This window comes from Brevibacterium sp. HMSC07C04 (assembly GCF_001815905.1).
Lineage (GTDB): Bacteria > Actinomycetota > Actinomycetes > Actinomycetales > Brevibacteriaceae > Brevibacterium.
Genome location: NZ_KV823261.1, coordinates 107,070 through 131,153, shown reverse-complemented (window position 1 = coordinate 131,153; position 24,084 = coordinate 107,070). Strand labels below are relative to the sequence as shown.

21 protein-coding genes and 1 tRNA gene are annotated in these 24,084 nt (G+C 62.8%); 15 read left to right on the top strand and 7 right to left on the bottom strand.

Annotation, left to right across the window (positions count from 1 at the left end; translation table 11 throughout):
- Positions 1-57 precede the first annotated feature (57 nt).
- The 5 genes from HMPREF3162_RS06490 (at position 58) to HMPREF3162_RS06470 (ending at position 8,244) form a co-directional block, all read left to right on the top strand.
- Positions 58-714, top strand: a complete 657-nt coding sequence (locus HMPREF3162_RS06490; RefSeq protein WP_070777324.1) for a hypothetical protein — start codon at positions 58-60, stop codon at positions 712-714.
- Complete coding sequence (locus HMPREF3162_RS06485) at positions 707-2,341, top strand: DNA polymerase Y family protein (RefSeq protein ID WP_083318933.1); 1,635 nt, start codon at positions 707-709, stop codon at positions 2,339-2,341. Before HMPREF3162_RS06490 ends, HMPREF3162_RS06485 begins: the two co-directional genes overlap by 8 nt.
- Positions 2,338-5,616, top strand: a complete 3,279-nt coding sequence (locus HMPREF3162_RS06480) for an error-prone DNA polymerase (protein ID WP_083304035.1) — start codon at positions 2,338-2,340, stop codon at positions 5,614-5,616. Before HMPREF3162_RS06485 ends, HMPREF3162_RS06480 begins: the two co-directional genes overlap by 4 nt.
- Before the next feature lie 159 nt (positions 5,617-5,775).
- Positions 5,776-7,158, top strand: a complete 1,383-nt coding sequence (locus HMPREF3162_RS06475) for a bifunctional o-acetylhomoserine/o-acetylserine sulfhydrylase (protein WP_256282685.1) — start codon at positions 5,776-5,778, stop codon at positions 7,156-7,158.
- Positions 7,159-7,164: 6 nt separating this feature from the next.
- Positions 7,165-8,244, top strand: a complete 1,080-nt coding sequence (locus HMPREF3162_RS06470) for a homoserine O-acetyltransferase MetX (protein WP_070572715.1) — start codon at positions 7,165-7,167, stop codon at positions 8,242-8,244.
- Between the two features lie 51 nt (positions 8,245-8,295).
- Here the strand turns inward: HMPREF3162_RS06470 and HMPREF3162_RS06465 are convergent, their stop codons facing one another.
- Both HMPREF3162_RS06465 and HMPREF3162_RS06460 read right to left on the bottom strand, forming a co-directional pair.
- Complete coding sequence (locus HMPREF3162_RS06465) at positions 8,296-10,371, bottom strand: acyl-CoA dehydrogenase family protein (protein ID WP_070777322.1); 2,076 nt, start codon at positions 10,369-10,371, stop codon at positions 8,296-8,298.
- Positions 10,368-10,967, bottom strand: coding sequence for a TetR/AcrR family transcriptional regulator (locus HMPREF3162_RS06460; RefSeq protein WP_070572719.1), 600 nt, complete (start codon positions 10,965-10,967; stop codon positions 10,368-10,370). The genes HMPREF3162_RS06465 and HMPREF3162_RS06460 overlap by 4 nt, the downstream gene beginning before the upstream one ends.
- Before the next feature lie 53 nt (positions 10,968-11,020).
- Between HMPREF3162_RS06460 and HMPREF3162_RS06455 the strand changes: the two genes are divergently transcribed.
- The 4 genes from HMPREF3162_RS06455 (at position 11,021) to HMPREF3162_RS06440 (ending at position 14,643) form a co-directional block, all read left to right on the top strand.
- Entirely contained in the window at positions 11,021-12,301 is a 1,281-nt protein-coding gene (locus tag HMPREF3162_RS06455) for an acetyl-CoA C-acetyltransferase (protein ID WP_070777319.1), read from the top strand.
- A gap of 1 nt (position 12,302) precedes the next feature.
- On the top strand, positions 12,303-13,643 hold the full coding sequence (locus tag HMPREF3162_RS06450) for a 3-oxoacyl-ACP reductase (RefSeq protein ID WP_070777316.1): 1,341 nt from the start codon (positions 12,303-12,305) through the stop codon (positions 13,641-13,643).
- Entirely contained in the window at positions 13,643-14,479 is an 837-nt protein-coding gene (locus HMPREF3162_RS06445; RefSeq protein ID WP_070777314.1) for a MaoC/PaaZ C-terminal domain-containing protein, read from the top strand. The genes HMPREF3162_RS06450 and HMPREF3162_RS06445 overlap by 1 nt, the downstream gene beginning before the upstream one ends.
- Before the next feature lie 76 nt (positions 14,480-14,555).
- Positions 14,556-14,643: transfer RNA gene (locus HMPREF3162_RS06440), tRNA-Leu, on the top strand.
- 636 nt (positions 14,644-15,279) lie between these two features.
- Here HMPREF3162_RS06440 and HMPREF3162_RS06435 read toward each other — a convergent pair.
- Positions 15,280-15,732, bottom strand: coding sequence for a hypothetical protein (locus tag HMPREF3162_RS06435; RefSeq protein ID WP_070572726.1), 453 nt, complete (start codon positions 15,730-15,732; stop codon positions 15,280-15,282).
- Between the two features lie 506 nt (positions 15,733-16,238).
- Between HMPREF3162_RS06435 and HMPREF3162_RS06430 the strand changes: the two genes are divergently transcribed.
- The gene (locus HMPREF3162_RS06430) at positions 16,239-16,868 is read left to right on the top strand and encodes a hypothetical protein (protein ID WP_141750123.1); all 630 of its coding nucleotides are present in this window, start codon (positions 16,239-16,241) and stop codon (positions 16,866-16,868) included.
- Positions 16,869-16,871: 3 nt separating this feature from the next.
- Positions 16,872-18,182 (top strand): M20/M25/M40 family metallo-hydrolase, encoded by a 1,311-nt coding sequence (locus HMPREF3162_RS06425; protein WP_083304036.1) that lies wholly within the window; start codon positions 16,872-16,874, stop codon positions 18,180-18,182.
- A gap of 27 nt (positions 18,183-18,209) precedes the next feature.
- Here the strand turns inward: HMPREF3162_RS06425 and HMPREF3162_RS06420 are convergent, their stop codons facing one another.
- On the bottom strand, positions 18,210-19,184 hold the full coding sequence (locus tag HMPREF3162_RS06420) for a DMT family transporter (RefSeq protein ID WP_070572729.1): 975 nt from the start codon (positions 19,182-19,184) through the stop codon (positions 18,210-18,212).
- Positions 19,181-19,375 carry a DUF5703 family protein gene (locus tag HMPREF3162_RS06415; RefSeq protein WP_070572731.1) on the bottom strand — a complete coding sequence of 65 codons (195 nt, stop codon included), beginning with the start codon at positions 19,373-19,375 and terminating at the stop codon, positions 19,181-19,183. The genes HMPREF3162_RS06420 and HMPREF3162_RS06415 overlap by 4 nt, the downstream gene beginning before the upstream one ends.
- Before the next feature lie 59 nt (positions 19,376-19,434).
- On the opposite strand from HMPREF3162_RS06415, the gene HMPREF3162_RS06410 reads away from it, so the two are divergent.
- A complete protein-coding gene (locus HMPREF3162_RS06410; RefSeq protein WP_070572732.1) occupies positions 19,435-20,100 on the top strand; it encodes a histidine phosphatase family protein in 666 nt (221 codons plus the stop codon).
- Between the two features lie 23 nt (positions 20,101-20,123).
- Here the strand turns inward: HMPREF3162_RS06410 and HMPREF3162_RS06405 are convergent, their stop codons facing one another.
- Positions 20,124-20,969 (bottom strand): undecaprenyl-diphosphate phosphatase, encoded by an 846-nt coding sequence (locus HMPREF3162_RS06405; protein ID WP_070572734.1) that lies wholly within the window; start codon positions 20,967-20,969, stop codon positions 20,124-20,126.
- Between the two features lie 134 nt (positions 20,970-21,103).
- A complete protein-coding gene (locus HMPREF3162_RS06400; protein ID WP_070572736.1) occupies positions 21,104-21,418 on the bottom strand; it encodes a hypothetical protein in 315 nt (104 codons plus the stop codon).
- Between the two features lie 46 nt (positions 21,419-21,464).
- Here HMPREF3162_RS06400 and HMPREF3162_RS06395 point away from each other — a divergent pair, with 46 nt between their 5' ends.
- From HMPREF3162_RS06395 to mshC, 3 genes are read left to right on the top strand one after another with little or no spacing between them, the layout of a single operon-like run.
- The gene (locus HMPREF3162_RS06395) at positions 21,465-22,004 is read left to right on the top strand and encodes a DUF3090 domain-containing protein (RefSeq protein ID WP_070777311.1); all 540 of its coding nucleotides are present in this window, start codon (positions 21,465-21,467) and stop codon (positions 22,002-22,004) included.
- Positions 22,001-22,798, top strand: a complete 798-nt coding sequence (locus HMPREF3162_RS06390) for an SCO1664 family protein (RefSeq protein WP_070777308.1) — start codon at positions 22,001-22,003, stop codon at positions 22,796-22,798. Before HMPREF3162_RS06395 ends, HMPREF3162_RS06390 begins: the two co-directional genes overlap by 4 nt.
- A 25-nt stretch (positions 22,799-22,823) precedes the next feature.
- Positions 22,824-24,077, top strand: coding sequence for a cysteine--1-D-myo-inosityl 2-amino-2-deoxy-alpha-D-glucopyranoside ligase (mshC, locus tag HMPREF3162_RS06385; RefSeq protein ID WP_070573020.1), 1,254 nt, complete (start codon positions 22,824-22,826; stop codon positions 24,075-24,077).
- Positions 24,078-24,084 lie beyond the last annotated feature (7 nt).

Sequence of the window (24,084 nt, the reverse complement as noted above, 5' to 3'; positions counted from 1 at the left end):
ACTAGTCTATTCGAAGATCCATTTGCACTATTAGAACACCCGTTCGATACTGGGTGTATGTCCGTTCATGCCGTGTCCGCAGCGCTTGCGCAGCTGCGCCGCCTGCCGGGTGTGAGCACTGCTCGCGACCTGGCGGAGGCAAAGCCCGCCTTCCCCGTGGTCTCCGGGCTGCGCTCAGTGTTTCCCACTGGTCTGCCGCGCGGTGAAATAACTGAGATCGTCGGGCCGCAGGCTCTGTCGCTCGCACTGGCGTCCGTGGCGCGCCTGAGCACAGAAGACTGCTGGACGGCCGCTGTTGGGGTGGGGGAGCCCGCGGTTCAGGCAATTGCCGACTACGGAGTTTCCCTCAGCCGCTTTGCCAGCATTGAAGTCGACACCCGCGATTGGCTGCGTGCCGTGTCGATTCTCGTGGAGTCCTTTTCCGCTGTCATTGTCCGCCCGGGCTTCTCGCTCACACCCGCCGAACAGGCGCGCCTGCGGGCAAAAGTGCGCGAAAGGAACATGAGTCTGCTCGTGGTGGGGCGCAGCCGACAGCCAAAGGGGATCGCCGGCAGCACAGTGTCTGTCACTTCGCCACGGTGGACGGGCCTGGCACAGGGCGCGGGAGCGCTCAGCGAATGCACTGTTACGGTCCACCGCGGCCGCGATCGTGTCCAGCTGCTCCTGCCCGGCCCATCTGGGTGCGCTGAGGAAAGGGGCTTTCGCCTTGTCTGATTCTCGCCGCGCCAGCACTGCGCGCACAGCTGCCCAGCGTCGGCCGGCTGAGCCCGGAGGCACTCTGCGCACGCTCGTGCTCCACGTTCCCGATTTCACCGCCGTCGCTCATGCTGAAGCTGCCGACATTCCGCCGAGCACACCGGCTGTCGTTCTGCACGCCGGGCGTGTCATCAGCGCCGACGCGCAGGCCAGGACAGCAGGCATTGCCGTGGGCCTGGGCCGCCGAGCCGTCGGTCACCGCTGCCCGCAGGCGGCTGTTCTCGACTACAGCGAAGACATCGAACAGCGGCTCTTTGCCCGCAGCGTGGGAATCCTCGAAGATCGCATGGCTCGCTTCACTCTGCTGCGGCCGGGCACCGTCGGCGTTCCCGTCAGCTCCTTTTCCCACACCCACACTGAAGACGCCGCGGCAGAAGAACTGCTGACGGTGCTGACCGATGCCACCGGGTGGGAAGTGCTGGCGGGCATTGCCGACTCGCCTTTTGCGGCGGTGCTCGCAGCGCATCGTTCACATCGCGTTGAGGCAGGCAGAACCGCAGAATTCCTCGCGCCGCTGCCGGTCAGCACTCTGGCAGAAGCCCACCCGGAGCGCTACGCGGACTTCGTCCAGCAGCTGAGCCACCTGGGGCTTAGAACCCTGGGTGATCTCGCGGCGCTGTCAGCTGACAGCGTCTACACGCGCTTCGGCTCTGTCGGCCGGAGAGCCCGACTGTTGGCGGCGGGGCTGACCGAATCTCTTCCGACCACCCATCTCCGGGCGGTCGATGTGACTGTCTCCTGTCCCATAGAACCGCCCACCGGCCGATCCGACGCACTGTCCTTCTATGCGCGCAGCGCAGCGGCAGAGCTGTTCCGTCGCGTCCGCTCCACCGGACTGGTGTGCACGCAGGTGACAGTCGTCCTGCACAGCCGCGGGACAGAACCCGAACAGCGCACGTGGCGACTGCCGGACATGGACGAATCGCACATTGCCGACCGCGTCCGCTGGCAGGCTGATGGCTGGATGGCCACACGCGGCAACACTCCAGTCTCAGCATCGCAGGCCCCAGACGCCGGCTCCCCGGAACCCGACAGCGACGGCGTCAGCCTCATCGAACTCACAGCGGCCGAACTCGTCCGCCCGCTGGAAAGCACCGCGGATCTTTTCAGTTCCCGGTCAGGAGACGTCAGCCGCACACTCGAACGCCTACAGGGGCTCTTCGGCCCCGACGCCGTGCGCGTACCGCACGTACAGGGCGGCCGCGAACCCAGCGAAACGAACCTGTGGACCCCGTGGCAGCAGTCGCCTCGGCCGCTCAGAGACAGTCAGGCGCCCTGGCCCGGCGCACTTCCGGCACCCCGACCTACCCTCGTTGAGACAGCCGATATCGACCTCTTTGACACACGCGGCAACACGGTCGTGGCCAGACCGTCAGGGCTGGACAGTCCACCGGACAGGATCGTGTGGTCAGGAGGGGAACACAGCCGCGTGATCGCCTACTCTTCCGCCTGGCCCGTCGAAGCCGAATGGTGGGACCCACCGGGACAGTACCGGGTTCGCCTGCAGGTGCTGACAGACGACGATCGTGCCTTTCTGCTGAAAAAAGAAGACGGGCAGTGGTCGATTGTCGGCAGGTACGAATGAGCGGCTTCAACCCCCGCACACCGTGGTCGGAACTCGAACGGCGCCTGTCAGCCACGCAGCCGGGCCCTGCAACTGGCAGCCCGGTAGGAGCGGGCTGGCCCGCCGCCGCAAAAGCAGGCCCCTCGTCACCATCGGCACCACCCGTGCCTGCCGTGCGCACGGCCCCAGGTGCCATCCGCTACGCCGAACTGCACGCTCACTCGGTCTACAGCTTCCTCGACGGGGCCTCACAGCCGAACGAACTGATAGAGGAGGCAGCCCTGACGGGACTGAGTGCGATGGCGCTGACAGACCACAACAGCCTCGGCGGGGCAGTGCAGTTTGCCCAGGCTGCCCGTGAACACAAGATCCCCACGGTGTTCGGCGCGGAGCTGTCACTCGGACTTCAGAAGAAGATCCCCGGCCAGGTTGACCCTGAAGCTCATCACCTGCTGGTGCTGGCCGCCGGGGTTGAAGGCTATCGGCAGCTGTCAGCGGCAATCACCCGAGCCAGTATGCGCGGCGAAAAGAACAGGCCGGTGTTCGAGCTCGAAGAACTCGCAGCACTCGAAGCCGACTGGAAGATCCTCACCGGCTGCCGCAAAGGGCACCTGGGCCGGGCACTCGGTGATCCCGATGGGGGCGCAGGCGCACTGCGGCGGCTTGTCGACCTGTTCGGCCGCGAACGGGTTGTCGTCGAACTCACCCGCTTCGGCCTTCCCGGCGACGATGCGCGCATAGCCCACCTCGAAGATCTCGCAGCCCGGTTCCGTCTGCCCGCCGCAGCCACAAACGCGGTGCACTACGCTGACCGCTCAGGATTCCACGATGCGCAGGTGCGGGCTTCCGTTCGCTCCCGCCTTCCGCTGTCCGAACTGGCCGGGTGGCTGCCGCCGACAGCTTCCGCCAGGATCCACACACCAGCCGAAATGCTGGCGCGATTCGGCCGCGGTCCGGTCCTTACCGCCGCTGCCATCGGAGACGAATGTGCATTCGAGCTGCGCGCAGCACGCGCCGGGCTGCCGAGTCCGCCCGTGCCGGACGGAAGAACAGACAGCGAGCACCTGCGCGATCTGGTGACCCAAGGCACCTGGAAACGATACGGCGGCCCGGAAGCGGCACCTCGGGCGTGGGAGCAGGTCCACAGCGAACTCGACGTCATCGACTCCATGGGGCTTGCCGGCTACTTCCTCATAGTCGAAGACATTGCGCGCTTCTGCCGCGACAACAACATCTTCTGCCAGGGGCGAGGATCAGCGGCAAACTCGGCGGTGTGCTTTGTGCTCGGCGTGACAGCCGTCGACGCCGTCCAGTTCCAGCTGCTGTTTGACCGTTTCCTCAGCCCCGAGCGCGCAGGCTACCCGGATATCGACCTCGACATCGAATCCGACAGGCGCGAAGAAGTCATCCAGTACACCTACCGAACCTACGGGCGCGACCGCGCAGCGCAGGTGGCCAACTACATCACCTATCGGCCCCGATCGGCCATACGGGATGCCGCGCACGCACTGGGCTACAGCCCCGGCCAACAAGACGCGTTCACCAAGGGCATCAGCCGCTGGCGCTCTCTTCCTCCGGCCGATGAATCCCCGGCCCCGCCCCAGGTGCTTCAGCTGGCAGAAGGTCTGCTGGGCACACCGCGGCACCTGGGCATCCACTCCGGCGGCATGGTTCTTGCCGACCGTCCCCTGGGTGAAGTGGTTCCCATCGAACAGGCCTCCATGCCCGGCCGCACGGTGCTCCAGTGGGACAAGGATGACTGTGCGGCGATGGACCTGGTCAAATTCGATCTTCTGGGCCTCGGCATGCTCGGGGCGCTGCACGAAATGGTCGACCTCGTTGACCGCCACACCGGAACGCGCATCGACCGGGCGCAGATACCCCAGGAGGACGGGGTCTACGACATGCTGTGCCGCGCCGATGCACTGGGCGTGTTTCAGGTGGAATCGCGCGCTCAGCTGGCCACACTGCCCAGACTCAGACCGCGCAGCTTCTACGACCTCGCGGTGCAGGTTGCGCTCATCCGACCCGGACCCATTCAAGGTGGGTCCGTGCACCCGTATATTCGCCGTAAGCAGGGCTTGGAGGATGTCGACTACATTCACCCCAGCACACGACAGGCACTGGAGAAGACACTCGGGGTTCCGCTGTTTCAAGAGCAGCTCATGCAGCTGGCCATTGACGTCGCCGGGTTCTCCGGGACAGACGCCGATGAGCTGCGCCGCGCCATGGGAGCTTCCCGCAGCCAGCGGAAGATGCGCGAACTTCAACAGCGCTTCCACGCCGGATGCGCCCAGCGCGGAATTGACGAACAGACAGCGCAGGTCATCTTCGACAAGATCGCGGCATTTGCCAACTACGGCTTCCCGGAGTCTCACGCACTGTCCTTTGCGGGCTTGGTCTATGAATCCGCGTGGTTCAAATACCGCCACCACGCGGCCTTCACAGCGGGGCTTCTGCGCAGCCAGCCCATGGGCTTCTACTCTTCGCAGTCGCTCATCTCCGATGCCAGGCGCCACGGGATTGACATTCGCCCCGTGCACATCAACTCTTCTGGCGCGCGCACGGATCTCGAGGCGGATGCCGAGTCTTCCGGCGGGTTCGCCATCCGCTTGGGGCTGAGTGAAGTCAAGGGGGTTGCCGATGCCGCCTGTGCCATAGAACAGGAACGGCAGAGAGGGGAGTACACGTCAATCGTCGATGTTGCCGAACGCACCGGGGTGGGCGTGAGGGTGCTTGAAGCCCTTGCCACCGCCGGAGCCTTTGACTGCTTTGGCGTTGACCGCCGCCAGGCGCTGTGGACGGCCGGTGCTTTGGGCCGGGCGGGGCCGCAGACGCTCCCGGGAACCGCGCCTGCAGCACAGTCGCCCACGCTGCCGACTATGGACGACTTCGATGTCACGCTCGCACAGCTGTTCTCCACCGGAATCACTGTTGAGGGGTATCCAACGGAGCACCTGCGCGCTCAGCTTGCGGCACGCGGCTGCTGGTCGACGGCAGATGTGCGGCGCGCCGCTCAGGGACAGCGTGTGACTGTCGCCGGGATTGTGACGCACCGACAGCGGCCGAGCACGTCGCAGGGCATCACGTTCATCAACCTGGAAGACGAGTTCGGCATGCTCAACATCGTGTGCACCCGCGGGTTCATCCGCCGGTTCTCACCACATGCGCTCACGAGCAGTGCAATAGCGGTCACGGGCCTCATTCAGCGCGCAGGGACTGTCATCAGCCTCTACGCCCACAGCCTCGTGCCGCTGGAAGTCGAATTGCCCGTCCGCTCCCGCGACTTCCAGTAGCACTGTGACGGCGGGTGTCGCGACTGCCGACTTCAAGGCTGTCTGAACTGCCGTTCATATCTGCTTCATGACGCGAACCGACGAGTGTGTGACCGAATATGACAAGCCGTGACACAGACATGACGAGACCGCGGCAGCAGGGGCGCACACGAACCTAGCGTGAGCTTTGACAGCCCAGACACGACCAGACCGAACCCAACTGGGACACACGATTTCGCTGAGGAGAACCCCATGGCCGAACAGGCTTTTGAAACCCGCCAGATCCACGCCGGCCAGGTAGTGGACAGCCAGACCGGCGCACGCGCCCTGCCCATCTACCAGTCCACCTCGTTCGTCTTCGACTCGACGAAGACCGCGGCCGACCGCTTCGCCCTCGCGGAACTGGGCCCCATCTACAGCCGCCTGACCAACCCGACGGTTGAAGCAGTCGAAAACCGGATCGCCAGCCTCGAAGGCGGCGTCCACGCGGTTCTCGTTTCCTCGGGTCAGTCGGCAGAGTTTCTTTCGCTCATCAACATCGTCGAAGCCGGCGACCACATCGTGTCCAGCCCCAGCCTCTACGGCGGCACCTACAACCTGCTCAACGTGACTCTGCGCAAGCTCGGCATCGAAACGACCTTCGTTGACGACCCCAGCGACATCGAAGCGTGGAAGCGCGCCGTGAAGCCCAACACCAAGGCGTTCTTCGGCGAAACCATTTCGAACCCCCGTTCGGACGTGCTCGACATCCGCGCTGTTTCCGACGTCGCACACGAAGCCGGGGTGCCGCTCATCGTCGACAACACCCTGGCAACCCCGTACCTGCTGCGTCCCATCGAGCACGGTGCTGATGTCGTCGTGCACTCGGCCACCAAGTTCCTCGGCGGGCACGGCACTTCGATCGCCGGTGTCATCGTCGACTCCGGCAACTTCGACTACGGCAAGAACCCGGAGAAGTTCCCCGGCTTCAACGAACCGGATGACTCCTACAACGGCCTGGTCTTCGCCCGTGACCTCGGCGCTGACTCGCCGTTCGGCGCGAATGTGTCCTACGGACTGAAGATCCGCGTGCAGCTGTTGCGCGACCTCGGCAATTCGGCATCGCCGTTCAACGCGTTCCTCCTGCAGCAGGGAATCGAAACCCTGTCGCTGCGCATGGAGCGCCACGTTGAAAACGCCACCCGGGTCGCCGAATGGCTCGAAGCTCGCGACGACGTCGAATCGGTGGCCTACGCGGGACTGGAGTCCTCCCCGTGGTACGAAACGGGAAAGAAGTACCTGCCCAAGGGCGTCGGATCGGTTCTCGGCTTCAACATCGCAGGCGGCTACGACGCAGCGGTGAAGTTCGTCGAAGCACTCGAACTGCACAGCCACGTGGCCAATATCGGCGATGTCCGTTCGCTCGTCATCCACCCGGCTTCGACAACTCACGCCCAACTGAGCGAAGAAGAGCAGCTTGCAGCCGGAGTCAATCCCGCGTTTGTCCGCCTGTCGGTGGGCATTGAGGGCATCGACGACATCCTCTCCGACCTCGAGAAGGGCTTCGCCGCGGCCCGCGGCTGATCCACTATGACAGTCACCAGTGTGAACAGAGTATTCGAGATCGACGACTTCACCCTTGAGTCGGGAACTCTCGAGCACGTCAGCGTCGCATATGAAACATTCGGCACGCTCAACGCCGAGAAGACGAATGCGGTGATTGTCGAACACGCCCTCACCGGTGACTCTCACGTGACGTCCGGCCGCATGGATGCCCATGCGGCCGGCGCCGCGCCCGGGTGGTGGGAAGAGCTTGTCGGTCCGGGTCGACCGATTGACACCAACCGCTTCTTCGTCATCTGCACCAATGCTCTGGGAGGCTGCACCGGCACTACCGGACCGCTGTCGACCGCACCGGACGGTCTGCCCTACGGTGGGCGCTTTCCACGGGTCACCATCCGCGATATGGCTCGTCTGGAGCTGCTCCTGCTGGACCATTTGGGCATTGAGAGCCTGTATGCGGCGATTGGCGGTTCGATGGGCGGGGCGAGGGCTTTGGAATTGGCTCTTGAAGCGCCTGAGCGTGTGCAGCGGCTGACGGTTCTGGCCGCCCCCGCGTATTCCGAGGCGGACCAGATTGCCTGGGCGCACGCGCAGGTTGCCGCCATCACGATGGACCCTGACTACGCGGGCGGTGACTATGCCGCACTGGGTGCTGTACCCGAAAAGGGCTTGGGTCTGGCCCGCCAGATTGCGCACTTGACGTATCGCAGCGATGCCGAGCTCAATTCGCGCTTCGGCCGCAGTCTGCAGCACAGGGCTGACGAACCCTATTACGCTGTGCAGTCCTATCTGGACTACCACGGGGACAAACTCGTGGGCCGCTTTGACGCGCAGGCGTATATTCTCCTGACTGAAGCCCTGCGCGATCACGACGTGCGTCGCGGACGCGCGGACACTCTTGACCAGGCGCTGTCGCGCTATACGGGATCGGCGCTGATTCTGTCGCTGTCGACAGACAGACTCTACCCGCCGCAGCAGGTGAAGCTCATTGCCGACAACCTGCCGGGCGAGGTCGAGTACGCCGAGATTCCCACGGAAGTCGGTCACGACGGCTTCCTCACGGAAGCCCGCGCAGTGGGCGCCTACGTGTCGCGCTTCCTCGACTGACGAGGTGCAGGCAGCGCAGCCGCGTTTTCGCAGGCGCCGCTGCGGTTCAGATCAGCTGTCCGCGGCTTTGGCTCTCAGCTGGGCTTCTCTCTGCTGCCTGCGGCGGTAGATGTCCTTTTCATCCCGCGGCATGTTCCCGCTGCGCTTGAGCTCGGCGTAGTAGTCGTGCGCTTCCTGCTGGCGGTGTTCTTCTGCGCCGTCGGCTATCGGGCAGCGGCGGTGTTCGGGGCCGTAGCCGAACGCCGCTGCTGCCTCGGCGGCGTTGGCGGCGAGTTTGCGCACCAGACGGTTGATGGTCGGCTCAACCTGCCGGGCGCGTGTCATGGACAGGCGCCCGTTGGCGATGTGCCATCCGGCGTGCGCATTGATGAGTTCGAGACCGTAGAGGTCACGCAGGCGCCGCAGGAACTTCGCTTCTGCTGGATTGTCTTCGGTGTCGACGGAGTGCATGAGGTCGTTGAGTGCACGCCACTTGTACAGCTCGATGTAGGCCCGCGCCGTTTCAATGAGGTCGTTCTGGTGATCGTTGAACAGCTCCGCGGCATCGGCTGAGCTCATCTTCTTCGCCGGTCGGAGATTGGCGGCGAGCTCAGTCAGCGTGACTTCTGCCCGCGAGGCCAGCAGGGCTTCCTGCAGGCGGCCGGAGCGGATGCGCTTTTCGTTCATTGCGGGAGTGAAGATGTCGCCAATGGTTGAGCTGACACTGGCAATGCCGGAGCGGAACAGTGTTCGCTCCGCGGCGTAGCTGCCGAGATAGCGGGCAATGCCGCCGACGTCGAGGTCGCGCATTTCGCTCGCGTAGTCGGTCAGCAGGCGTTTGCCCACCAGCTGCAGGAGGACAGTGTTGTCGCCTTCGAACGTGGCGTACACGTCGAGGTCGTGGCGCAGTCCCACCAGCCGGTTTTCGGCCATGAAGCCTGCACCGCCGCACGCTTCGCGCGCTTCCTGGATGATGTCAAGGGCTTCCCAGGTGGTTGTGGCCTTCAGTCCCGCGGCCAGGGTTTCGAGTTCTGCCCGGGCTTCTTCGGTGTCTTCTCGGCCGGAGAACACAGCGTCGAAACGGTCCAGAAGCCGGTCGTATGCAGCTTGATTGGCCCAGATCTTCGCAAGCATCGGCATGAGTCGGTGCTGGTGGCGACGGTAGGACAGCAGCGTAGATTCTTCTGCGGCACCCGGTGCTTGGAACTGGCGCCTGGCCAGTGCGTAGCGCACGGCGATGTCGGCGGCCAGTTTTGCCGCCGCGTTGGAAGCGCCCACAAGCGATACGCGGCCCTGCACAAGAGTGCCGAGCATAGTGAAGAAGCGCCTGCCGGGTGATTCGATGGGGGAGCTGTACTCGCCGTCTTCGGAGACGGCCCCGTAGCGGTCGAGCAGGTTGGTGCGGGGAACTCGTACGTTATCGAAGGCAAAGCGGCCGTTGTCGACACCGGCCAGGCCGCCCTTGTGCCCGTCGTCTTCGATTATGACGCCGGGCAGGGGATTGCCGGATTCATCGCGGACGGGAACGAACAGTGCGTGCACGCCGTGATCAACACCGGCGGTGATGAGGCGGACGAACACGACCGCTGCACGCGCGTGACAGGCCGCGTTGCCGATGTACTCCTTGTACGCCGCGCGGAACGGCGTGTTGATCACGAACTCGCGTGTCTGCGGATCGTACTCGGCAGTTGTGGCGACAGCGGCAACATCAGAGCCGTGGCCGATTTCCGTCATAGCGAAAGAGCCCAGAAGGCGCCCTTCGATCGCGTCGAGCAGCCACGCATCGTGCTGTTGCTCGTTGCCCAGGTGATGAATGGCGCCCGCGAACAGGCCGATCTGCACACCGGCTTTGATCTGCAGTGACGGGCTGACGGTGACAATCTCTTCGAACATCGTGATGTGCTGGTCGTGTCGGTTGTCCCCGCCAAGCCGCTTCGGCAGGGGAGAGCGCGCAATTCCCGTATCGATGAGCTTCTGCAGGCTCTCGCGGGTTGCCTCGCGCTTCTGTGACAGCGTCCAGCTGTCATCGAGCAGGAGGCCGTCGCCTCCGGCGAATTCACGACCGGCAGCGCGGGATTCTGCGCGGGTGCCGTCAAGCAGGGAGGACAGGACGTCGACGTCGAGCGTCAGATGGTCTTTGCGGCTCATGATTCTCCTGGGAGGGTGGCGGCTGATGCGTACAGCCAGTCGGTCAGGGTGGCGGCAAGATGTTCATGGGAGGGAATGTCGTCAGCGGGGCGATCATCAACCGGTGTTTGGGCCAGCCAGTGCTGTGCAGCAGAGTGGATGAATCCCAGTGCTCCGTATGACCACGCCAATCCGTCAGGTCCCTTCAAGCGCAGGCGCGCGGCGATGAGTTCGGCAATGCCCTTCATGAACGGGCTGTCTGGACTGACTGCGATTTCACAGAATCGGTAGACATTCGGCGATCCTGCGGCAAATTGTGCGAAGGCGAAGATCATGTCTCGCAGTTCATCTTTGGGTGCGCCCTGCCCGCCGGTGTCGAGGCTGCGCTCGATGCGCTTGAGCGCCCATTCGCCCATAGCCCGGCGCAGACCCGTGCGGTCACCGAAGTAGCGGTAGACGACGGTCTTGGAAGTGCCGATTTCGGCGGCGATTTCATCCATTGACAGATCGCCGTGCGCGTCGACGGCCTTGCGCACCGAGCGCAGCAGGTCAGCGCGCCTGCGAGCGCGGTGGGCGTCCCATCGTGCTGCGCGACCATCGCGTCTTTGCGGTTCCATACGGCCACAGTATCAAGTACTGTTCGTATCAGATAACTCTTCAGGAGGTTCCCGTGTCACAGACTCCAGCCGCCATTCTCGGCGGCAACCGCATACCTTTTGCCCGCGCCAACCGTGAATACGCCGAAGCTTCCGTGCAGGACATGCTCACCGCGGCTCTCGACGGGCTTACCGCACGATTCAGCCTTGCCGGCACCACGCTCGGCGCTGTCGCCGGCGGTGCTGTTCTCCGCCACTCCCGCGATCTCAACATCACGCGCGAAGCTGTTCTCGGTTCGGCTCTCGCACCGCAGACTCCGGCTTTCGACCTCGGGCAGGCCTGCGCAACAGGACTCGAATCCGTCGTCTCGATTGCGCAGAAGATCAAAGTCGGCCAGATCGAAGCCGGCATCGCGTCAGGAGTCGACTCCGCCTCGGACGCCCCCATTGCAGTCAGTGAAGGCCTTCGACGGGCGCTGCTGGAGGCTTCCCGCGCCCGCACTCTGCCAGCGCGCCTCAAAGCTCTGGCGGGCATTCGGCCAGCCGACCTCGCACCGTCACCGCCGAGCAACAGCGAACCGCGCACCGGCCTGTCGATGGGTGAACACCAGGCCCGCACCACCGCTGATTGGGCCATCAGCCGTGAGGATCAGGACGCGCTTGCCGCGGCCTCACACCGGAATCTTGCAGCCGCGTGGGACCGCGGATTCTTTGACGACCTGGTCACCCCGTACCTTGGCTTGACTGTCGACGGCAACCTTCGACCCGATTCAACCCCGGAAGCCCTTGCACGCCTCGGCACGGTTTTCGGTCACGGGCTCGATGCGCCTGCAACCATGACCGCGGGCAATTCGACACCGCTGACCGACGGCGCTTCTTCAGTCCTGCTGTCCAGCCCGGATTGGGCTCAGCAGCACGGTTTCGAGCCGCTTGCTTACCTGAAGGACGCCGAGGTTGCGGCTGTTGACTTCGTCACCGGCGATGAGGGCATGCTCATGGCTCCCGCCTACGCGGTGCCGCGCCTGCTGGCTCGCAATGGCCTCACCTTCGCTGACTTCGACTTCTTTGAAATCCACGAGGCGTTCGCATCGACCGTTCTGTGTCACCTCGCGGCGTGGGAATCGGAAGAGTTCTGCCGTGAGCGCCTGGGCTTGGACGCCCCTCTCGGTGCGATCGAGCGCAGCAAGATCAACCCGAATGGATCATCGCTGGCCGCCGGTCACCCCTTCGCGGCAACGGGCGGGCGGATCGTCGCCTCGGCAGCCAAGCACCTTAAGGAAACCGGCGGCAAACGCGCTCTCATTTCCATCTGCGCGGCCGGTGGTCAGGGACTCACAGCAATTGTGGAGGCATGACATGGCTGATAAGTACATCAACATTGCAAACGGCCCGCTGGCAGGCATCATCAAGAAACTCGGACTGCCGGCACCGGTGAAGCTGCGGCGCTTTGCAAGCGGTTCGGCTTATCTGAAAGAGCCGATTCTGGTGGTCGGCACGGGCAGTGCAGCAGACCAGCTGGCTGACATGCTCAAGGAGAACAGCTTCAGCGTGCACCGCAGCTTTGACCCCGCCTACCGCTACGGCGGAATCATTGCCGACTACACCCAGATCAAAGCGCCCGCGGACCTCGCAGAGATCTCCCTGGGGCTTGGTGCGGCGTTGAAGCGCATGAGCGCCTGTGCCCGGATCGTCACAATTGACCACGCACCGGACAGCAGTGTGTCTGCCGAACTCAATTCGGCACGCAAAGCCGTTGAAGGCATCACGCGCTCACTGGCACATGAAATGCTGCGCGGTTCAACGACAAACGGCATTCAGCTCGACGGCGTAGACCTCGACGCACCGAGCGTCCGGGGCGCCCTGTGGTTCCTCCTGTCCTCGAAGTCGGCCTATGTGTCCGGCCAGTTCCTACGCGTGAACTCGACAGCAGGCACGCCGATTGGCGCTGAACAGTTCGCAGCGACTGGGGACGACGGCCCCCTGGCAGGGAAGACTGCTGTCGTTACGGGCGCCGCCCGCGGTATCGGCGCAGCGATTGCGAAGACCCTCGCCCGCGACGGAGCACACGTAGTCGGCGTTGACGTCCCGCCAGCTGGCGATGCTCTCGCGAAAACCATGAACTCGATCGGCGGACGCGCGTGCGCTCTCGACGTCACTGCAGAAGACGCAGGCGCCCGTCTTGCCGAGGATGTGGGCGCTGCCGTCGATATCCTCGTGCACAACGCCGGCATCACCCGCGACAAGCTGCTGGCCAATATGAACCAGCAGCAGTGGGAGGCGGTGCTTGCGGTGAACCTCGAATCACAGCTGCGCATCAACTCCCAGCTGGCCGATGCGTGGGGGAACGAACCGCACGTGGTGAGCCTCGCCTCGACATCGGGTATTGCGGGCAACCGCGGCCAGACGAACTACTCTGCCTCCAAGGCCGGTGTCATCGGAATGGCAGCTGCCTGTGCTGACGAGTTTGCTGCTCGCGGCGGCAGCATCAACGCGGTGGCACCCGGCTTCATTGAAACCGATATGACCGCGGCTATGCCGTTCCTGACCCGCCAGGTTGCCAGGCGCCTGTCCAGCCTCCAGCAGGGCGGTCTGACAGTCGATGTCGCAGAGGCCATCGCGTTCCTTGCAAGCCCCGCGGCCGGCGGCATCAATGGGCAGACCCTGCGGGTGTGCGGGCAGAATATGGTGGGTGCGTGATGAGCGCTTCCATCTATGTGAAAGCGGCTCTTACAGCACTGCGCCGCGGACCGAGGGCAGCATCCGCGCCCGCAAGATCCGTGACGCAAACGCACCGTATTGATCCGTCGGCGTGGGCGCGCTTCCAGCGCGTCACCTCGGGAACTGTGGGCAACCGCGTCAGTCCCGCCTATCTGCACACGCTGGGCTTCCTGCCTTCGCTCGAGCTCATGGCCGACAAGGCGTTCCCGCTGCCGGTGCTCGGCATGGTCCACGTCTACAACCGCTTTGAACTGCTGACACCCGTATGGGTGGATGACGAACTCGAGGTAGAAACGTCTGTTTCAACTCCTCGCCTACACACCAAGGGTGCTGTGGTCGATATTCACGTGATCGGTCGCCGAGGTGGAGCCCTGGTTTTCGAAGAAACCTCGGTCTACCTGGCTAAGGGTGTGGAGCTTATCGGCGCGGAAGAAGGCGAAGCGGTTCCGCGGATCGAATGGCACGCGGTAGGACGGCCAACAGCACAGTGGAAGCTCGCCCCTGCAGTCGGCGGCAGCTACGCCGCTGTGTCCGGCGACCGCAATCCGATTCATTTGAGCGCAGTAGCAGCAAAGGCCTTCGGGTTTCCGCGGCGCATTGCCCACGGAATGTACACGGCTTCGCGGGCGCTCAATTCGACAGATGTCGAGCGTGAGTCCTGTGTGTGGGAGATCCAGTTCGCCAAGCCGGTCCTGCTGCCGAGCACTGTGGAATTCAGCCTGGCACAGACCGGTGACGGCATTACGACGGCTGTCACCCGCAAGTCCGACGGAGCGCCCCACGTCATTTCCCGGATCAGTCCGCTCGGCGTGTAGGAGCCTCGCAGAACGGGTGGTGCACAGATGATTTTGCAATCGCCTGACCAGCGTGTAAAGTATCAGCTGTTGCCCAGCGCGGGTGGCGGAATTGGTAGACGCGCTAGCTTGAGGTGCTAGTGGCCACTTATACGGTCGTGGGGGTTCAAGTCCCCCTCCGCGCACAGTGTGAAGTCCCGGGACATCGTTCACTCGATGTTCCGGGACTTTTTGTGTGTGGGGCGACTGATGTGTCGGGTCATCGTTCCCCGCTGTAGGTCCTGCACACCCCAAGTTGGAGCATGTGCCCTTATCTGCAGAACCCACTGAAGCCTGCGGGCTGTCTCTTGCCAGCGTGGCTGCTGGATGGCTGACTATTCCGCGTCCCCACACCCGTTAACACCACATCCACGCTTGAGCCGCACGGAGCTTCCCTTGAGCAGCAGAAACTCCCGTTAGAAGCTGTTGCTAAGGCGCCGAACCCGGCTAAAGGGTGTCGGCAGTCTGAATGTAGACGTGAACGATGACACGACACATCACTGGAACGATGTCATGAGACATCCGCAGCCCGATTCCCAGCGGCGGGGGGAACGATGTCCTGAAACCACGCGGTTCGCCGGGGCCACCAACCATCTGGCACATCTGTGCACAGACGCCAGATAGGAGTGAACGATGCCATAACGAAACAGCTCACAGCGCACAAAGACAAACGTGGCCCGGAACCGAAGTTCCGGGCCTTGCGCTCTATCTGGGATCAAACGCACCGCAGACAGGGCTATAGGTCAACATGCCGGCGCATTTGCGTTGTTTGGCAGTTCATCCTACTTCACAGCCCACCGGATATCGGTGGCATTTCTGTTCTCGTCCTTGGGGCGGTAGTAGCGAATTTCTGTGACGTCAGTCTTGTCGTTCGTTTCCAGGAGCGCCCAACCTCGGACACAGTCACCCCAACTAGCCGGAGTCTCCGGATCGAGCACGGGTGATACGTCCTTGTTCTCCGACCATTCACCCGGGTGCTGGTAACGACGATTCTCCTTGTCGACCGCAGACCAATAATCAGTCGTGACATGCCCTTCCGCGTCTTCAACCCCAGCGGGCACGTCCGGCCCAAGGCAGACTTCAATGTCAACAGCGCCGACTTTCTTGCCCAAAGTGTCGGTCGTCACGCGGTACCCGTGCGCGGTGATCGAACCACCCTCCTCATCGTCCACAGTGTCGCCAATAGAAACCTTGATCGGTCCTTTGGGAGCTTTCGCGGCCTCCGTTTCAGTCACAGTTCCTGCTTGGCCATCTGGTCCGGATCCGCAACCGGAAACCAGTAGAAAAGCAGCAACGGCTGCCAGCATGAATGTACGTCGCATATTTCATCCTTATCTTGCGGCGCTGTTCGCTTATGCGTCCAGAATATAGCAAGGGGCAACAGAAACAGTTTTCTTCAGATGAGATTACGGTAGGTGAGACAGTTCGGTGATGATCACAGATTGTTATGCTCAGTACAGATTCAAAGGCCCGCAAATTTGCCCGTGATTTGCAACCAATATCGGTGTTTGTGAAACCTCAGCACAGAAACGCCCAATACAGCGATACCTGTCAATAGCCGGTGGATTCATACCAGCCACATAAGTGGGTTGGACCAGACAGCTTCAGCACTTCCTTCCAACGCGCCACGCTGCTGACACCGCGTACCAAACCCTGTAGGAAGAACGCGCGCTGCTCTTGCTCCTCGCGGTACGCTTGGCCTTATATCAGCTGAAAGAGCGCTGGGATGAACGGAGAACGCATGGCAGAAGCGCATCTCGAATCAGAGCTGACAACGGCAGCGGTATTGGCGACATACGGCCGCATCCACAAACTGCCTGTCGACCACGGCGCCCGTATTCTCAGCCCAGAGATCCGCCGTGTGCTCCTCGAGCGCTTCGCCCAGCAGGGCACACCCTCAGAGAAGATCAGCGAGATTGAAGGGCTCATCGCCGCAGCCCAACAGCACATAGGCTCTGATGCGGCCAAACCGCTCAGTGCTGTTGCCTACGACAAATCGCGTCGCCAGTTTGTTTCGCGTCTTGTCCGCGCCGGCAGTGCAGGCGTTCGTCTGTGGCCGCCCACCAGCCAAACCGTGCGCGCTCAGCTCGGCGGCCAACAGTGGAACACTGCCATGCGCAGCCTCGGCATTCCCATTTCCACCCGGGGCAAAGCTCCTGGGCCCACCCGGTTCAGCCGAGAAGAGTACGTGCAGTCTGTGACGGACTTTATTGCAGATTCTCAGTCCGACCAGTCCTTCCGCGCGTACGGTGAGTGGGTGGCTCACCAGAACGCCCTGGGAGCACACCGGCCTTCTGGACCGGCGCTGCGCAAGTTCTTCGGCAGCTGGTCCGCCGCGAAAGAAGCACAGGCTACTGAAAGACAGGAGTGACCCTTGAACATCGACTTCTCTGCCGCTCAGTCCGAAGTTGTTCAGATCTGCTCAGAGCTTATCCGGATTGACACTCAGAACTGGGGTGAAGGCAAGGCCAACCCCGAAAGGCCTGCCGCTGACTACATCGCCCAGAAGTTCAGAGAAGTCGGGCTTGACTCTGAGATCTACGAATCGGCACCCGGGCGAGCCAACCTGGTTGCCCGCATCAAGGGCAAGAACCCGGACAGGCCTGCACTTGTCATGCACGGCCACACCGACGTCGTTCCAGCAGATGCATCCGAATGGAGCGTCGATCCTTTCGGCGGCGAGGTCAAAGACGGACTGCTGTGGGGCCGCGGTGCTGTGGACATGAAGAACGGCTGCGCCATGATCGTTGCCGTCGTGCGCCAGATGATGCGCGAGAACATTGTTCCTGACCGCGACATCCTCGTGGTGTTCTTTGCCGATGAGGAAGCAGGCGGAAAGTTCGGCTCCGGCTGGATGGTCGACAATCACCCCGACGTGTTCGCCGGGGCGAGCGAAGCTGTGTCGGAAGTCGGCGGCTACTCCGTCGATGTGCGCGGTGAGCGGGTCTACTTGGTCCAGACAGCGGAAAAGGGCCTGCAGTGGCTCAAGCTGGTAGCCAAGGGAACCGCAGGCCACGGCTCGCAGCGCAATGACGACAACCCCATCGTGAAGCTGGCCGAAGCTGTCTCTCGCATAGGCAGGTACGAATGGCCCGTAGAGATTCCTCAGGCAACCCGTGAACTGCTCAAGGGTGTGGCGGAACTCACCGGAATCGAATACACGGAGGAGAACTTCCCAGCTCTGCTCGCCGAACTCGGCTCAGTGGAGAAGTTCGTCGGACCGACATTTGCCACAAGCGCAAACCCGACTGCACTTGCCGGGGGCTACAAGCACAATGTCATTCCCGGTTCAGCAGAAGCCCTCGTCGACTGCCGACCGATTCCCGGACGCACAGAAGACGCTCTGCTGAAGCTGAAAGAACTCGCTGGTCCAGACGTCGACATCGTCCCGGTGGTTCAGCACGTTTCACTCGAAACGCCTTTCGAAGGCGACCTCGTCGAGCAGATGAAGAACAGCGTCCACGCCTACGACCCGGACGCCCACGTCCTGCCCTACGCGCTGTCAGCAGGCACCGACAACAAAGCTCTGAGCTTCTTGGGGATCACCGGCTACGGGTTCATCCCGCTTCGCCTGCCGAAGGATCTCGACTTTCCCGCAATGTTCCACGGCGTCGACGAACGCGTCCCGACCGACACCCTGGAATTCGGCACGCAGATCCTGGGAGATTTCCTCATCAACGCCTAACCGGCGCGACTGGCATCCGCTGCACAATCAGCTGCCGACGTCGATGTGTGACCGCACTGCCCGGCGGCCCCCAATAACGGGTTTCCCGGGCAGAGTGGCAATCACAACCCCGAGCACCACCAGCCCAATTGACACCAGCGAAGCAGGAGTGAATGCCTGTTCGCTTCCCGCCACCGCGTCAATGATGAGCGAACCGCCCATATTGCCCACCAGCGTTGACAGGCTCAGAATGAGCACGCCCAGCCGAGGAACAATGAGCGCGGACACCAAGATGAAGGCAACGCCGAACAGACCGCCGGAATACAGCAGCGGTTCAGACGGAAACCTCAGCGGGGGAGTGCCTGCGGCAAACACAACGGCGCAGGCAACAGCCAAGGCAGCAAGGCCGACCACGAAGTTCATCGTCGTCGCGGCAAGCGCAGAACCAGAGGCGGCTGACAGCCTCCCGTTGAAAGCGTGCTGCAGCCCTGTGAGCGCACCGGACGCAAAGGGAATCAGAGGAATCCACCACTGCAGGCCGGACGTGAATGCTCCGGCGCTCACAATCGCCACACCCACCAGAACGACGGCAACACCGACGAGCCGGCCGAGGGTAATCGGCTTCGGCCCGCCGGCGGGCAGCCGTGTGCTGTCTACGATCAGCGCACCGAGCAGCTGGCCAGATGTGAAGCTCATAGTGAAAACGGCTACGCCGAAAGCCGGAACCGTGATGCCTTGGGCTATGACGATCGTGGTGCCGCCGAGCCCGCCCAGACACATCCACCAGGGAAGGGCCTTTGAGCGCAGAAGCCCGACAGTGGTTGCAATGGCTCGCCGCCCGGCGGGGAGTATCGCAGTGACAATGGAGATGAGGACGAGCCCGCCGCCGAAAGACACGGCCGCACTGTAGATCCAGTGGCCGATTTCGACGGTCAGTTCACCGTTGTACTTCCCCTGCAGGGAAACCGCGAGTCCGGTCGCAATGGCCGGAAAAATGTAGAGGAGATTGGGGCCTGACCTCATGCGGTGCGCACGACCGTCATAACGCGGCGACGCAGCCAGACGGTCTTCTGGCCGCCCATTCCGACTACTGTCCGGGCCAGCTCCCAGCGGCCCGTATCAGCCGCTTCGGTCAGTGCCCGCAGCGATTCGCTGCGCGAAATCTTCGGGTGGAAAGTCACCTGGCGCACTTCGTATTCGATTTCTCGCTTCACCTGGGCTTCGCTCCTTCCCTGGGGTGGCCGTCACTGTATCATCGCGTTAGCCTGATTCTATGGTGAAGATCATCTTCGCGCGCCACGGACAATCGGAGGCGAACCTAGCAGGCATCCTCGCCGGTCGCCGAGGTGCCAATCCGCTGACGGCGACAGGCCGCCAGCAGGCGCGCGACGCGGCTGGTCTGCTGCCTTCCGGCGTCGCTCTGTGGCGTGTCTCTGACATAGCACGATGCGCCGAAACGGCTGATCTTCTGATGTCCGCCTACGCCGAAAAACACGGCTCGGCTGCTCCGACTGCCGCCGTGATGGAAGAGTTCTCTGAAGTCGACTACGGCGACTGGTCTGGCCGTCGACTTGAAGAGCTGCGCACTCTGCCCGCGTGGGACCGCGTGCAGAACAATCCGCAGGACATGGTTTTCCCAGGCGGTGAAGCACAGCACGACGCCTGGCTTCGAACACGCCGCGGAGTCAGGCTTGTCCTCAGTGAGCTCAGCGTTCTCGAAAGCGGCGCCACGGCAGTTGTAGTAACCCACGGTGACATCATCAAAATGGCTGTCGCCGATGCCCTGGGCATGCCGCTGCAGCACTTTCAGCGAACCGCCGCAGCCCCCGGATCCCTGACCACAGTCGACTACTCGGGTCCAGTTCCCGTGCTTACCGCCATGTCCGTGTCGTCCGAGGGGCAGACAGGACAGGCGCGAACACTTGGGGGAGGGGCCTGAACAAGCCCGGCGGCGCCTGGTAATCAGGCGGCGGTGAGGACTCCCGTGCCCAGCAGCACGTACAGAAGCAGGCCCAGGGCAATCCGGTACCACACGAAAACAGCGAACGACTTCGTCTGCACGAACTTCAGAAAGCCGACGATAACGACATAGCCCACTACGAACGACACGAAGGTGGCCAGAAGAGTCGGCCCCCAGCCGATCGTCATGGACGCCGTTCCTTCAATCTGATCCTTTGCCGCCTTGAACAGGCTGTAGGCGCCCGAGGCCATAACAGCGGGGATAGCCAGCAGGAATGAGTAGCGTGCCGCGGCGGGCCGGGTGAAGCCCATAAAACGACCGGCCATGATCGTTCCGCCCGAACGTGAAACACCGGGCACAAGGGCCAGCGCCTGCGCAAATCCGAATGCGAGTCCCTGGCCCCAGTGCATGGTTTCCAGAGTGTTCACCCGCTTGCCGACCGCGTCAGCCACGCCGATGAGAATCGCAAACACAATGAGCATCGTCGCAACGATCCACAGCGACCGGAATGTCGAGGTGATCTGTTCTTCGAACAGAAGTCCCAAAACTCCGATCGGAATAGAGCCGATGATGATCAGCCAGCCCAGGCGGACTTCGGGATCGCGCCGATCGTGTTTGCCGACAAGCGCTTTGCACCACTTGGTGATGATCGTGACGATGTCATTCCAGAAGTAGACGAGCACGGCAAGTTCTGTGCCGACCTGAATGATGGCGGTGAAGAACGCTCCCGGCTCACGGCCCGGCATGAGCAGCTCACCTACGATCCGCAAATGCGCAGACGAAGACACGGGCAGGAATTCAGTGAGTCCCTGCACAATTCCCAAAATGGTCGCCACTAGCCAGTCCATGCGATCCCTTCGAAACGACTTCCGGTCCTGCCGGTCTCAGCAGGCCCTACGGGACTCTAACGGACAAGGCTGACCAGTGTGCGGAAACTCGCCCGCAAATCGCTTAGAGCTTGCCCACAGTCGACGCCCGAGTCTCAGTCGTCGTCTTCGTCATCCTCATCGTCAGAGTCGGGGTCGTCGAAGTCATCGTCGTCATCAAAATCGTCGAAGTCGTCGTCGAAAGTGCCGTCTTCGCGGGCATCTTCTATGTCGTCGAAAAGCTCGAACGGGGTTACTTCGTCATAGGCGACGTACAGTGCGTCTTCGTAGACTTCATACGCGTCAGCAAGTGCCATGTAGGCGGCTTCGACGCGTTCGTCGGTGTCGGAGGTCCGTTTGACTGCGGCCGCGTAGTGTTCGCGGATGGCTGCGATGAAGGCTTCGAGGGCGACTTCCGGTTCTGAGCTCATAGTTCCATCGTAACCGTGTGTGAGCTGAGCGACTACCCTGTTGACTATGGCTCCCAGCGAATACTTCTTCCCCGCTCCCGACCGGTTCATCGTGGGCACCGTCGGCCTGCCGGGGGACCGCACTTTCTATCTGCAGGCAAAGGAGGCCGATCGGGTTGTCACCGTTGCGCTCGAAAAGGAACAGGTCGAGCTTCTCGGCGAGCGAATCAACGAACTGCTGGACATGGTCAGGTCTCGTTCGGCTGACGGCTACATGATCCCTGCCGGACCGGACCCGGGCGATGCTGACAACGCCAACCTCGAAATGCCGGTCGACCCGGAGTTCCGCGTGGGCACAATGAGTTTGGGGTGGGACACCCGCCGCCGTCACCTGGAAATCGAATGTTCCGCGATGAACCTTGGACCAGACGACGATGATGCTGAAGCGCCGGTCCTGCGCGTTGTTCTGTCCGCGGAATCTGCCCGTGAGTTCGCCCGTCGCGCCGACCAGGTTGTCAACGCTGGTCGCGCCGACTGCCCGTTCTGCTCCCTGCCCCTGGATCCGGGCGGTCATCTGTGCCCGCGTGCCAACGGGGTTCCCCGATGATCGAATCCGCTCTGGCGCAAGCCCAGGTGACGGTGCTCGGTCAGGTGCCCGGCGCCTCGAACGAAGTTTTTCTGTGCCTGCTGGAAGGGGATTTTGGCTCCGGGCCGACTATGCGGCGGGGCATCTACAAGCCGGTTCGGGGTGAACGGCCCCTGCGAGATTTTCCGGCCGGTTCGCTGGCGCGACGAGAAGTCGCGGCCTTCCGCTTGGCGCGTCTGCTGGGCATTGACGAGGTGCCGCCGACTGTCTTCCTTGATGACGGCCCGCTGGGCCCGGGGTCGCTGCAGGCATATGTGCTTTCCGACAGTGACTACGAGCTCCCCGTGACTGTTTGCCCGCCCTCTGAGGTCCCTGACGGCTGGCTGGTCGCTGCAGCCGGTGAAACCGAGACGGGCGAACAGGTGGTCATTGCGCACAGCCCGGATGATGGGCTGCTGCGCTTGGCCGTGTTCGACGCCGTGGCCAATAATGCTGACCGCAAAGGCAGCCACATTCTGCCCGGCACGTGGGATCCGCACGCGGCCTCTCGATTCTGCGGAATTGACAATGGGCTGTCATTCCACACGCAGCCAAAGCTGCGTACAGTCCTGTGGGGCTTTTCGGGGGTGACAGTGCCGGATTCGATGCGCTCAGCCCTGGACTCTATTGCCGGTTCGGTCCCAGATGTCCTCGCCGAATACCTGACCCCGGATGAGCGCGGGGCACTGGCGCTGCGGGCGGGAATGCTCGCTCAACATGGAACTGTGCCGTTTATGCCCCAGGACCAGATTGCGATTCCCTGGCCCCCGATATAGACGACAGGCGGCTATGCTGGGTGGCGTGAAATCTTGGTCAGCTCCCGAAGTTCCGACTCTGTCCGACTTCCCAGTGCTCCCGCCCGCCCCAGCCGACAGCACCGTCTACAGCACATCGGCCCGCGGACCTGTCAGCGGTCTGCTCAACGACGGGCAGGCCCGGCTCTACGTGTGCGGCATCACGCCCTACGACGCAACGCACCTGGGACACGCATCCACATACGTCGCATTCGACGTTCTCCTTCGCACGTGGATTGATGCGGGGGCCGATGTTGTGTACGTCCAGAACACCACGGATATCGACGATCCCCTTCTGGAGCGCGCCGATGCGACGGGAGTTGACTGGCGCGAACTCGCCGACAGTCAGATCCGGCTGTTCTTCTCTGATATGGAAGCACTCAGAGTCATACCGCCTAAGCACTACATAGGGGCGGTAGAGTCGATTCCAGACGTCGTGACAGCAGTGGAAGACCTGCTTGATCAGGGAGCGGCCTACACGCTGGACAACGGCGACGTGTACTACCGCATCGGCACACAGGTCGAACCGCCGTTCGGCTCCGAATCTCACTACAGCCGCGAGCAGATGCTGGAGATCTTCCCCGAACGCGGGGGAGACCCCGACACGCCCGGCAAAGAAGATCCCCTCGACGCTCTTCTGTGGCGTTCTGCCCGCGAAGGCGAACCGCAGTGGCCCGGCGGGAAACTGGGGCCGGGACGTCCCGGCTGGCACATTGAGTGCGCCGTCATCGCCGGGAAGTACGCGGGCTATCCGCTGACCGTGCAGGGCGGGGGATCGGACCTGATCTTCCCGCACCATGAAATGGGTGCTGCTCATGCGATCGCACTGACCGGCACGCCGTTTGCCGACGCCTACATGCACACCGGCATGGTCGCCTATGAGGGCGAAAAGATGAGCAAATCCCTGGGAAACCTGGTGCTCGTGTCGAAGCTCACCGCAGCGGGAACTGACCCCATGGCCATCCGGCTGGCCATTCTCGGCAACCACTACCGGTCTGACTGGGAGTACAGCGGCAGCGTCCTGTCTGCCGCAGAGAACCGGCTCGGCACATGGCGCGCAGCCGCCGAGTGTGCAAACTCTTCCGATCCGGCAGACGTCGTCGCCGAAATCCGCAGTGAGCTTGCAGACGATCTCGACACGCCGAACGCCCTGTCGGTGATTGACGACTGGGCTGCAGCCCGACAGACCGGATCAGTCGCTGATGAGAACACGCAAGCCGTTGTCGCTGCAGTCGATGCTCTTCTGGGCATCAAACTGTGATTCCCGC